Source organism: Bacillus sp. EB01 (assembly GCF_000613125.1).
GTDB lineage: Bacteria > Bacillota > Bacilli > Bacillales > Cytobacillaceae > Bacillus_D.
Window position 1 is genome coordinate 1,395,274 of the sequence record NZ_HG964497.1, and the last position, 12,493, is coordinate 1,407,766.

General features: G+C 47.9%; 9 protein-coding genes. 3 read left to right on the forward strand and 6 right to left on the reverse strand.

Going from position 1 to position 12,493, the window contains the following annotated elements; translation table 11 throughout:
* Positions 1 to 35 precede the first annotated feature (35 nt).
* The 3 genes from glsA to TY16_RS06350 all read right to left on the reverse strand — a co-directional run bounded on the left by glsA (position 36) and on the right by TY16_RS06350 (position 3,911).
* Entirely contained in the window at positions 36 to 965 is a 930-nt protein-coding gene (gene glsA, locus TY16_RS06340; protein WP_043930978.1) for a glutaminase A, read from the reverse strand.
* 297 nt (positions 966 to 1,262) lie between these two features.
* Complete coding sequence (locus TY16_RS06345; protein WP_043930979.1) at positions 1,263 to 2,456, reverse strand: LL-diaminopimelate aminotransferase; 1,194 nt, start codon at positions 2,454 to 2,456, stop codon at positions 1,263 to 1,265.
* 243 nt (positions 2,457 to 2,699) lie between these two features.
* Positions 2,700 to 3,911 (reverse strand): Bcr/CflA family efflux MFS transporter, encoded by a 1,212-nt coding sequence (locus TY16_RS06350; protein ID WP_043930980.1) that lies wholly within the window; start codon positions 3,909 to 3,911, stop codon positions 2,700 to 2,702.
* Between the two features lie 200 nt (positions 3,912 to 4,111).
* Here TY16_RS06350 and TY16_RS06355 point away from each other — a divergent pair, with 200 nt between their 5' ends.
* The gene (locus TY16_RS06355) at positions 4,112 to 5,023 is read left to right on the forward strand and encodes an MBL fold metallo-hydrolase (RefSeq protein ID WP_043930981.1); all 912 of its coding nucleotides are present in this window, start codon (positions 4,112 to 4,114) and stop codon (positions 5,021 to 5,023) included.
* A 482-nt stretch (positions 5,024 to 5,505) separates the two neighbouring features.
* Here the strand turns inward: TY16_RS06355 and TY16_RS06360 are convergent, their stop codons facing one another.
* A complete protein-coding gene (locus TY16_RS06360; protein ID WP_043930982.1) occupies positions 5,506 to 6,417 on the reverse strand; it encodes a nuclease-related domain-containing protein in 912 nt (303 codons plus the stop codon).
* 321 nt (positions 6,418 to 6,738) lie between these two features.
* Between TY16_RS06360 and TY16_RS06365 the strand changes: the two genes are divergently transcribed.
* Positions 6,739 to 7,023, forward strand: a complete 285-nt coding sequence (locus TY16_RS06365) for a hypothetical protein (RefSeq protein WP_043930984.1) — start codon at positions 6,739 to 6,741, stop codon at positions 7,021 to 7,023.
* A gap of 44 nt (positions 7,024 to 7,067) precedes the next feature.
* On the opposite strand, the gene TY16_RS06370 is transcribed toward TY16_RS06365, so the two are convergent.
* Entirely contained in the window at positions 7,068 to 8,450 is a 1,383-nt protein-coding gene (locus TY16_RS06370; protein WP_043930985.1) for a M28 family metallopeptidase, read from the reverse strand.
* Positions 8,451 to 8,745: 295 nt separating this feature from the next.
* Between TY16_RS06370 and TY16_RS06375 the strand changes: the two genes are divergently transcribed.
* A complete protein-coding gene (locus tag TY16_RS06375) occupies positions 8,746 to 9,927 on the forward strand; it encodes an ATP-grasp domain-containing protein (RefSeq protein WP_043930987.1) in 1,182 nt (393 codons plus the stop codon).
* Between the two features lie 139 nt (positions 9,928 to 10,066).
* Here TY16_RS06375 and TY16_RS06380 read toward each other — a convergent pair whose 3' ends face one another.
* Complete coding sequence (locus TY16_RS06380; protein ID WP_043930988.1) at positions 10,067 to 12,115, reverse strand: catalase; 2,049 nt, start codon at positions 12,113 to 12,115, stop codon at positions 10,067 to 10,069.
* Positions 12,116 to 12,493: the final 378 nt, after the last annotated feature.

The window sequence follows — 12,493 nt, forward strand, 5'->3', positions numbered from 1 at the left end:
ATACGCACCTTCTCTGTGGTTACTGCTTCCCCTGCCTAAAACATACTCAGGCTATATTTTTCGGACAGCAGCTCCAGCAGTTTGATTCCGCCGATGCTGTTGCCCTTTTCATCCAGGGCGGGGCCAAAGATTCCTATTCCAATTTTGCCGGGCACGGCGCCCATGATTCCGCCGGAGACACCGCTTTTCGCGGGGATGCCAATCTTGATTGCAAATTCGCCAGAGGCATTGTACATACCACAAGTGACCATGAAGGTTTTGCAAATCCTCGCAACATCCTGGGGCATGATTCTCTTGCCTGTTGCCGGATTAACTCCGTCCATCGCAAATACCAAACCAATATCGGCCAGGTCGCGGCAATCCATTTCAATCGCACATTGCTTTGTATATAAATCCATGAGCGGTTCGACATCCTCGGTAACAACTCCGTGATGTTTTAAAAAATAGCATAACGCCCGGTTCAAATGAGCCGTTTCAAATTCAGATCTCGCGACATCCTCGTTATAGCCGATATTCTCGGCGTCCGCCATGTCACGGATAAACCTCAGCAGCCGCTCGAGCCTTTCTTCAACCGAGCTCCCCTTAATCATATGCGTCACCGCCAGCGCTCCTGCATTGATCATCGGATTCAACGGCTTGGCAATCCCCATCGTTTCAAGTTTGGCAATCGAGTTAAACGGGTCACCCGTCGGCTCCATTCCAACCCGCTTAAACACATAGTCATACCCGCGATCCATCAGCACCAGAGCCAGGCTAATCACCTTTGAAACACTTTGAAGGGTGATTTTCTTATTTACATCTCCTGCCGCAATGCAATTTCCATCCGGATAATGGACAGCAATTGACAGGTCATGTGGGTTCGCCTTCCCCAACTCCGGGATATAATCGGCCACCTTCCCTTCCTTCGTAACAGGGCGCGCTTTTTCCACCAGCGCATTCAATTCCTCGCTTGATTTACAGAGCATATTCATCACCGCTCTTAGTATGCTCCAAACGCTTCTTTTATAAAGGTCATATTAACGATTGATTTCCACTCAACAAAGCCAAGCTTCGGAGAATAATCCTCGCACGAAAACTATGAGGTAGTATTGGATAATGAAGATTTTCGAACATGCCTTTGCGCCTTCCGCTTTAATCAACTCTGTTAATTTTCCAACTAATTTAGCCAAATATGAATATTGTTATTTCTTCAGTAATTTAAAAAGCAGCAGGACACTGAAGTCCTGCTGCTTTCGTTTTGTAGTGAAGCTAATTAGCCATAACTATACTTCGACTGTTTCCCCAGATGGGTTAGCTATTAAAAACTGCCGGATCCGCTCGGTTGCCACAGCAAGCCTATCAACTGGCTGGACAAGCGCGATGCGTACGTACCCTTCTCCCTGTTTGCCGAACGCGTCACCCGGGATGACAGCCACTCCGGCTTTTTCAATCAAATCGAAGGCAAACTGACGGGACGTCCACCCTTCAGGAATCCTGGCCCATACAAACATCGTTGCAGGCGGTGAATCGACTTTCCACCCACCTTTTGTTAATCCTTCTACTAAGGCATTCCGCCGCTCTTCATAAACATTTACCTGTTCATCCAGGATGGAATGATCCCCAGTCAAGGCTGCAGTGGCTGCCTTCTGGATTGGCAGAAACACCCCGTAATCCATATGAGACTTAAGTGAGGCAAGGATTTGCAGCGCCTGGGCATTCCCAACAACATAGCCAATCCGGCACCCGGCAACATTGAATGTTTTCGACAGCGAGTTGAACTCGATTCCAACCTCCTTAGCCCCTTCGACCGACAAGAAACTAATTTGGGGATTGTTATCAAAAATGAGCTCGGAATAGGCAAAGTCATGCACAACGAGAATCTCATACTTCCTGGCAAATTCAACGACCTTTTCGAAAAAACGGCGGTCAGCCAACTGCGGGACAGGATTTCCCGGATAGCCAAGAATCATCATTTTTGTTCTTTTTAAAACGTCCTCCGGTATATCCTCGAAAACGGGGAAAAACCCGTTCTCCTCAAGCAGGGGCATTGGATAGATGTTCCCACCGGCAATCGTTACACCCGCTTCGTATATTGGATAGCCTGGGTCGGGTACAAGAACATATTCACCATGATCAACCATTGCAATAGCCAGGTGCGCTATCCCGTCATGCGATCCCATCAGCTGGAGGACCTCTGTCTTCGAATCAAGTTCAACTTCATACCGCTTCTTGTAAAAATAGCTGACAGCCTCATTGAATTCAGCTGTCCCTTTTAGCGTGTAGCCATAATTCGCCGGGTCCATGCTGTACTTTGCTATTGTTTCCATAACCTGTTTCGGCGGGGGCAAATCGGGGCTGCCTACACTTAAATCAATAACATCCATACCTCGCATGAAGCATCCCTGTTTGCGTTCGGCAAGCTCCGTGAAAATTCCCGTCGTCAACTTTTCCATTTTAGCGGAAGCAACTAGATTCATTGTGTCGAGTCCCCCTTGATATGTAGATTTCAAAATTTTTAATTAATATTTTATAGAGTATACCACATAGAAAAAGAAGCAGGGAACACTCCCTGCTTCACACACAATTTATAGCGGCCCCCAAATAGATTTCCGTAGGTTATTTAGGAAGGGACTCTTACCTTCAGTGAAATTTCGGTCATCTAGAATGTAAATAAAGTAACTCTCACCTGCAAAGAAATTTCGGTCGATTTAATAGCGATTCTATGCAACGTTCTTTTGTGGTTCCTGTGTCCCCTTCGTTAATGTAAAGAAGGAGATTGCCCCTATTAATGTAGTAGTAAAAAGGATTGCTCCCAGCGGCACCGCGGTTGTTTCATCGATTCCGACGAGCGGAGAAACAGCAGAGCCGATCAATAAAGGGAACATCCCCAAAAACGCACTGGCACTTCCAGCCCGATGCCCCTGCTTTTCCATCGCAAGTGAAAAAGAGCTGGTCAGGACCACACCCATCGCGGTCATGTAAATATAAATCGAAATTACTAGAGAAGCTAGCGGGCCTTTTACAAATGTCATGATCAAAAGGACTGCCGTGGCAGTTAATGCTGTAAGCACCGCCGTACGCAAGAGTGCCCTCTCCCGCCCGCTAAAACGGCCAGTGATGTAACTTCCTGAAATCAAAGCAATACCATTTATGCCAAAAAGAATACTGAAGGTTTGCGGGGAAACTCCGTAAATTCCCTGGTAAACAAAAGGAGTCCCTGACACATAAGCAAAACTTCCGCCGTGGACAAAGCCGACAATAAGGGCATATCCCATGAATGAACGGTCCCTTAACAACCCGCCCATTGCCCGTAAAGTCGAGCCGATCGAGCTTGGTGTCCGCTGCTCCTCAGGCAATGTTTCCTTTAATTTGATACCAACTACAGCCAGGATGATGAATCCTATTAAGCCTAAAAACAAAAAGATCGTTCCCCAATTTGCAAATGGCAATAGGAGGATCAGCCCGCCCGCAATCGGCGCAACCAGCGGTGCTACTGTCGTAATTACCATCAAAAGCGAATAAAACTTCGTCAGAGCCTCTCCATCGAAAATATCCCTCACAATTGCCCGGGAAAGGACAATTCCTCCCGCCGCAGTCAATCCCTGCATGAAACGGCCAACAATCAGCATCTCAATACTTGGCGCGAAGGCGCAAAACAGTGAAGAGAGCGCAAAAAGAAAAACGGAAATCAAAAGCGGCTTCCGTCTCCCCTTCGAATCACTAATTGGTCCCACAATAAGCTGTCCGACCGCTATCCCAAGCAAGCAAGCTGTAAGGCTGAGCTGCACGAGTGATGCCTGTGCACCGAGGTCCTCCGCGATTTCCGGAAAACTCGGCAAATACATATCAATATTCAACGGACCCAAAATAGAAAGCATACTAAGAAGAAATGCCAAACCAATCCGCTGTCTTCCTGTCGGGTTCTTCAACATACACCAAAACACCTTTCTAACGATGAAAATATTATATTAGTGTAGGGCAGAATCAGTCTAGTGTCCACTTGAAGGTTTTGCTAATTAGGGTCGGTCGGTGAGCAAACCCTATACATTAAGCCACCTGCGATAGTAGAAATGTACTCTCCAACAGGTTTTCTGCTATACTCACAATACAATTCCTGGATTTAAGGTGGTTCATTATGAAGAGGTATGCCAATTTAGACAACGTGTCAAACAACAAAACATTTCGGGACATGCGGCGATGGCAAAAGGAACGCCGCAGTAAGGTGAAGGATTTAACGGTCAACATCGAACAGAGCCCTGTTAAAAAAGTAAAGGAACTGTTAGGCAATCGCGGTCGGACGTCCTACACATGGATTGGCCATTCTACCTTTCTAATTCAGCTGAATGACTTGAATATCCTGACCGACCCAGTTTGGGCGAAACGAATGGGATTTCAAAAACGATTGACCGAGCCTGGCCTTCGACTGGACGAACTCCCGGAAATTGACATCGTAGTGATTTCCCACGGGCATTTTGATCACCTCGACTTCCCTACCCTCCGGAAACTCAAGGGCAATCCACAATACTTCGTCCCGGCAGGCTTAAAGGCTCTTTTTTTAAAAAAAGGCTTTGGAAAAGTTGTCGAAATGAACTGGTGGGATTGCGAGGAGTTTGGCGGGCTGCGAATCCACTTTGTACCGGCCCAGCATTGGACAAGGCGGTCGCTGAACGATATGAATACCTCCCATTGGGGCGGCTGGGTGTTCGAGCGGGATGGCGAAACTTTCTACTTCGTTGGTGATACCGGGTATTTCCGCGGGTTCAAAGAGATTGCGGCCAAGTTCGAGATCGATACGGTATTCATGCCAATTGGTGCCTACGAACCTGAGTGGTTCATGGCCGCCTCGCACATTTCACCAGAGGACAGCGTTAAGGCGTTTATTGAGTTGGGTGCACGCCACTTTGTTCCCATGCACTACGGCGCCTACCGGTTAGCCGACGACACCGGCCCCGAAGCGCTCGAACGGCTGCTGCGCGCATGGGCGGAGCATGGGCTGCCGGAGGAGCGTTTGAAGGTGATGTTGATTGGGGAGACCTGGTTATAACTTTTTCAAGGTGCGTCACCGAATTGGGGACGCGCCTCTACATTATTTATTTACTTCGTTTTTCTCGACGAATCTCACTATGCTAGCCCTAGTTCCGTCTAGTAAATACCTTTTTCTCGACGAATCTCACTCTGCTGGCCATAGTTCCGTCTAGTAAATCTTTTTTCTCGACGAATCTCACTACGCTAGCCCTAGTTCCGTCTAGTAAATCTTTTTTCTCGACGAATCTCATTCCGCTAGCCCTCGTTCCGTCTAGTAAATACCTTTTTCTCGACGAATCTCACTCTGCTGGCCATAGTTCCGTCTAGTAAATGCTTTTTCTCGACGAATCTCATTCCGCTAGCCCTGGTTCCGTCTAGTAAATCTTTTCTCGACGAAGCTCACTCCGACAACCCTCTATCCGTCTAGTAAATATATTTTCCAGACTAACCACACGCGCCGACCCCGTGTCTGTCTAAAAACTCCTCAAGCCCCCTCTAGAATTATTTAAAATAAGCACCCTTGTAAACTCCAACTTTGGTTAGAGCGTCCTTTAGAATAACGCTTATTCTCTTTTTAGATCGTACTTTGCCACACCAGTCAAAAATTACATCAGTGGTAATCGGTTCATCCGGAAACAGCAACTGGAATTCCCTCACATGCCGGATTACCGCGTCAACCACCTTTTCCTCCTCGCCACATGCGCAGACACATTTCTTGCCCACCACTGTCACCAGCAAAGACCCGCACTTCCAGCATCTAAATCCCTTCAGCAAACCCTTAAACGTATACGTTGGGAACTTATCATAACGTGACTCATTTTGATGCAGGGCAGCCAGTTTTTCCGCCAGCCGCCATTGCTTATCACCCAAACCGGCAGGCGCATTATTTAATTTTCGCAAAAAAGGATAAACCTGAGTCGGAAGAATGAAAGGTCTGTCAAGAGGAGCCTGGAACAAAGTAAATTCGGAATTGACGAAAACAACCGAAGCATTAATGGGGAATGAAGAATAGCCTAACTCGCGGAGCAACTGACGGAGCGCAGTTTCACATCTTTTCAACTGGGTTAGAGGATTATCGACCTCATATTTTGGCCGTTTAAACAAGCGATCCTCTCGAGAATCATAAAAATACTCACCATCAAACGTTTTCACATCAAACAAATAAATCAGGTCCGCCGTAATTATCAGCGTATCAATCTGAAACAACCGGCCGCCAACCTCAAGCAGCAAATCATTCAGTACAATGCATTCACACTGCAGCTGCTCCGTCAAACCATCAAACTGCACCTCCCCTTCAAATCCCTTTACCAAATTACAATAATACGACCACTCGTCATCAGACAACTTCATCCTCACCGCCAGCGAATCATAAATGACAAGCTTTTTTGACTTACACCGAATTTTGTATGCCATACTCTCATCCTTTCCCTTTTGGAAAAATTGGTCGACGCGAAAAATGCGCCATCGTCAGCCGGAATCCTACGCCAAAAACGCAGCAGGGCTTTGCTTCTCTCGCCCGGCATGCCCAATTCCTAAGTTTCCAGGCTTACGTAGCTACTTTCCACACCAACCGAAACAGACCTTCTCAAATTTAAATGTTTTTTGAACTTTTTGTGAATTTTATTTGTCTTTTTTCTGACAATTGTAATAAAATTAAAACAGAGGAAATATTATACTTATATAGTTTTTAACACCATTATAGTGAAAACCATATTAAACGGAAGGATGATGGAGATGGAAGCGAATGTGTGCCAACACTGCGGGCAGGCTGCATTTGTAGTTGAGAAGGAAGCACAGGATAAAAAGGGGTTTCTTTATATTTTGTTAGGGTGGCTGTTCGTCGCTCTTTCAGTAGTGTTTCTGCCGCTTCTCTTCGGCGGGGCAGCATTATATATGGGCGCAATGACATTTTTTGACCGGAGCCGCGCCCATGGAGCAATTCTGATGGGAGCTGCCCTGTTTGCTACATTGCTGGGACTGCTGTTCAGCGTGTTCGTAGCGGGGACGATATTAATCTAGAAAAAGCGAGAAGGCATTGAGCGAATCAATGCCTTCTCGTTATTTTACTTATTCAACGCCGGTACATCCTTCCTAACGACATCAAACAACCCAGAGCCGATGACGTCGAGAGCGGATTGCATCCGTTCAACCGAGATGTTGTCTTCGATAGTGTCCTGAGGAGTATGGTAGACTTTTTCAATGTGATAGACGAGCGGATTCCAGCTGTCGACACCCATCCAGATGAACAGCGCCGCCGGTATTCCAGCCTGGTGGAACGGAACGTGGTCACTGGAGCCGAACGTTCCTGGTAAAATATCAGAATTTCCAAGACGCGCGCCTGCCGCCGTAGTGGAATCCGTTACAGCATTCTTGCTGCCGTCAGGTGTCATCGCATACAGGTTTTTCGCTGGTCCGTAGCTGGTCGCAACCATATCCGGAACAAAGACCGCTTCAATATTGTCCTTCTCAGCCTGAGACAGCTGGTTCACATAATGCCTAGCACCAAGGAGGCCGCGTTCTTCCGAGCCAAATGCGATAAACTTCATTTCCTTGTCGGTATTGTAGCCCTTGTACACACGCGCTAGCTCAAGCATCAAGCCGACACCCGAGGCATTATCGTTGCCTCCGGGAGCACCGACGACGCTGTCATGGTGTGCGCCAAGGATGACCTGTTTTCCATCGCCATTTGATTTCGCTGGTTTTGTTGCGATGACGTTCACCGATTGAAGGTTGCTAAATTGCTCGGCTGTCAACGTCATTTTAACAGGCCCCTTCTCTAGCTTGTCCTTGATCCACTCCCCTTGAATAAATGCTGCGCCAAAGACAGGGACATCGACTTTTGCAGTTAAGCTAGGATTGAACGTCTGCCCATAATTGCCGCGGCTGCCTACTAAACTCTGGAGAATAACACCGGCTGCCCCTTTTGTAACTGCATTGTTCACCTGTGCCCGGTAATCTGCAGTTGAGGCTCCCCTTGCCATGACAACAATTTTTCCAGCCGTATCGGCCGGGAAGTCACTCAGGTTCGTTCCGCCTTCCACAAAAATCACCTCTGCTGTCACGCCCTCGCTGCTAATCTTCCCATTCGGAGCGGCGCCCATCTGCCACGATGTGCCGTCACCAAAACTAGCAGCCCCTATGTATTGATCGGCAACCGGGAAGTATTGGTACTCGACATCGTAACCATATCCCTTCAGAACCTTAGCGATATAGTCGGCAGACTGCTTTTCAGCCTCAAGCCCGCCCGGACGAGGCCCGATCTCCTCGGATAAATACCGGACATGCTCAATCGCCCGCTCAGCATCGACCCGCGCAACCACCTTCTGATCCTGCGAGTAGGCCGATTTACCCGCCCCATCATTCGCCGCATACCCCACCGAACCAAATGCCATCGACACCGCCAATAATGAAGCTGCAACCTTTAACCCTTTCCTCCGAAAAACCATCCAATCCCCCCTAAAATAATAGACTACTAATCTCTGATCAGCAGTCTCGTAGTCACACCTATATCCTAGCCCACCTATTCTCCCAAAAACAACCAACTAAATTACTAATATTCAGAATATTCTTATAAGACTTTTACCCTAGTTCTTTTCTTTTTTGAAAAATCGGTCGACGCTCCCCGCTGCCCGTTTCATGCCAACGCTCAACTATCTTCCTATATTTAGCACGTTTGAATGTTCCTGTCAGCGGTTATTTCATATACAAGCAATCTAGGACACATCAGAGAGGTGACGAAGCATGCAAGTAAACCCAAATTTAACTTTGGCTGATATATATGGACCAGAATTTATTCTCAACCCCCGGACATCGTACTCGGGCTTTGGCTGGATACCGACCGATAACGTCGACTTTGATGATTTCCGCACTGGTGCTCCGCTGTCGATTGCAGGTGAGATGCCAGTGGTGGCCAATGAACGTGTCATTACGGAAGAGTCGCTTAAGCTGATGCGGCTTGCCGGTATGAGCGAGCCGGCCAACCTTTATGTATACAACGACGAAGAGTCGATTAAAAGCGTGATAAACTCTTGTGTGGAAAAAGGAACGAAACAAGTCATCAATCAAATTTACCCTCCCGAGGAAATTCCGGCGAAAGGCTATTGGATCAAGCCCGACCTGCTCTCATACCTGAACAACAAAGCGAGTCTGTCAGAACTTGTCCCCGAAGGCCACTATCCGCGCCGGATGGCAGTCAAGCCAACAGAGTTCGACCGCGTTAAGAAGGAATGGAAACTGCCGTTTGTTTTAAAAACAGCAACCGACCTTCCGAATGGAGGCGGCATCGATGTAGCCCTCTGCCAAACGGAAGAAGATGTCGCGAAGGCCTGGGAAGAATTCAAGGATAGCGAACAAATTGTCGTGGAGGAACTGGTGGAAATCGAGAAAAACTACTGCGTTCAATTTGCGAGGACGCACAAGGGTGAGATTGTCTGCCTTGGAGCAGCCGAGCAAATCACGACAGAGGAAGGAAATCACCGCGGAAATTGGATAAGTGACTGTGAGGCGGCACCTGATGAAGTCATGGCCGTTGGCGAAAAAATCATGGAAAACGCCGCCAAGCTCGACTATGTCGGTGTAGGCGGATTTGACATCCTGACCACGACGGATGGGAGAATTGTCTGCATCGATCTCAACTTCAGGCTGAACGCTTCAACGCCTGCCCTGCTGCTGAAGGACAGCATCCTTCGTTCCACGGATAAAGAATACCTATTGTACCGGACATGGGAAATCGAGGCCGATTGGGAGGAGTTTTACAACGACTGCAAACAGCTGATCCAAAATCGTGAGCTCTTCCCCCTTGCCATCTACAAGCCAGAAGATGGGCAAGACGCGAAAACAAGAATCAGCGCCATCCTCGCAGGCGACACAAAGGAAGAAATTATCCAGATTGAGGACCAACTTAGCCAAAAAGGGTGGAACTAGCGACGGTTCTCGTCTTCCGGGCGGGCTAATTAGAACGGTTCTCTTCTGCCACAACACCCAGCGACAGGCAAATATCTATTTCTTAAAAGCAAACCCGCTAAACCGTATTGGCTTAGCGGGTTTGTTAGATTTAATGCACTTACATAACTTCCCTGTCCCAGAAACGGTGGGCTGCAATTGCCTGAACAAACTGGGCAGCGAACTCTGAGGGGTCTGATCCCGTAATGACACCAGGCTGTCCGAGAATACCGGCTTGTTCTACGATTTCCGCACCGGCATGCGTGGCGCCAATTGGCTTGTAGTGCTCAAAGGCTTCCTGTACAAAGTCCAGGGCTGTCTTTTTGAATTTCGGGCTGTTTTCCGCTCCGCCAACGATATAAATTGCGTCAAAGATTACAGAATCGGCTGTCACGTAGGAGTATTCAACTGGAAGCTCAAAGTTATCAGTCCCTCGGATGGAACCAAGATTTTCGCTGACAATCGCAGGGATGGCTCCCTCTGCTTTCAAAGCATCAAGGATACCCTTAATTTCATTTCCATTAAACCCTTCTTCAATCAGAACACCAACCATGCGAGATTTTGCGGTTTTTACCGTATTGGCCATGCTTAGCGCCGGTGATGACTTGGACGAAGCAGGTTCTCTTGGCTCCGGCACACTGGCTCCAATCCCCTTGGCAACCGGGGTTACCAGGTCCATGCTGACATTTGCGAGCATATCAACAACCTGCTGGCGTACATCCGGTGATTTCACCTTGCCGAGTTCAAAGGTCAACGCATCAATGATGTGCTGCTTTTCAGGCGGGCTCATGCTGTTCCAGAACATCGACGCCTGGGAAAAATGATCCTTGAAGCTGTCACTGCGAGCCCGGATTTTTTGTCCATCGACTTTCTCCTGATAATGCACATAACCGCCTTCCTCAGCAGAAGCTGGTGCTGGCGTATTTTGCGCAAGAGAATTCTTGTGGTAGCTTACCTGACCCCTGTTGATAGTCTGGCGACCAAAGCCATCGCGCTGGTTGTTATGGAACGGACAGACAGGACGATTGATCGGCAGCTCGTGGAAGTTTGGACCGCCGAGCCGCAATAGCTGTGTATCAGTATAAGAGAACAACCTTCCCTGCAGCAGCGGGTCATTCGTGAAATCTATTCCTGGCACAACATGGCCAGGGTGGAATGCAACCTGTTCAGTCTCGGCGAACACGTTGTCAACATTCCGGTTCAATGTCATTTTTCCAATAAGCTTGACCGGAACCTCTTCTTCAGGCCATAGCTTGGTCGGATCAAGAATATCAAATTCAAACCGGAACTCTTCTTCCTCAGGAATCATTTGCACACCCAGTTCGTACTCGAGATAATCGCCTCTTTCAATCGCTTCATACAAATCGCGGCGATGGAAATCCGGGTCCTTCCCAGCAACCTTCTGGGCCTCGTCCCACACCTGTGAATGCACACCGACCACTGGCTTCCAATGGAATTTGACGAAGTGTGCCTTGCCCTGCTCATTCACAAATCGGAATGTATGAACACCGAAACCCTCCATCATCCGATAGCTGCGTGGAATAGCGCGGTCCGACATTGCCCACATCACCATGTGCGCCGATTCTTGATTATTGGCAATAAAGTCCCAGAACGTGTCGTGCGCGGTCGCCGCCTGTGGCATTTCATTATGCGGTTCCGACTTCACAGCGTGCACAAAGTCAGGAAACTTAATCGCATCCTGGATGAAGAAAACCGGCATATTGTTACCCACCAGATCATAGTTCCCTTCCTCTGTATAAAACTTAGTCGCAAACCCGCGGACATCACGGACCGTCTCCGCCGAACCCCTCGATCCCTGAACTGTCGAGAACCGGACAAAGACTGGCGTTTTCTTTGAAGGATCTTGCAGGAACTTCGCCATTGTATATTCCCTCATTGACTCGTACACCTGGAACTCACCATGAGCAGCAAATCCTCGGGCATGAACGACCCTTTCCGGAATCCGTTCATGGTCAAAGTGAGTCATTTTTTCACGGAAATGAAAGTCTTCCATCAACGTTGGTCCGCGGACACCGGCTTTCAGGGAAAACTCATCCTCTGACACCTTTAAACCTTGATTCGTCGTCAGCTTCTGACCAGTATCATCCACCTTAAACTGCTCGAGCTGTTCCTGCTTCTTATTCATCTCGGAATTGCGGTTATCTCCCATCATCATCCTCCTAATGTTTCATATGTATTGCTCTTAAAGAGCTCCCAACTCCCTCTACCCTTTCCACGTAAAAAAAAACAGGAAAATTGGAAACGGTTCTCACCTCCATTACTAGACGAAACCCCACAGCTAGGGGCCTGTTTCGTCTAGAAAATACTATTTACTAGACGTAACTCACTAGCTAGAAGCCTGATTCGTCTAGAAAATACTGTTTACTAGACGAAACTCACCAGCTAGGGACCTGTTTCGTCTAGAAAAAACGGTTTATTAGACGAAACTCAACAGCTAGTAGCCTGATTCGTCTAGAAAAAACTGTTTACTAGACGAAACCCAAGAGCTAGGGGCCTGTTTCGTCTAGAAAAAACTGTTTACTAGACG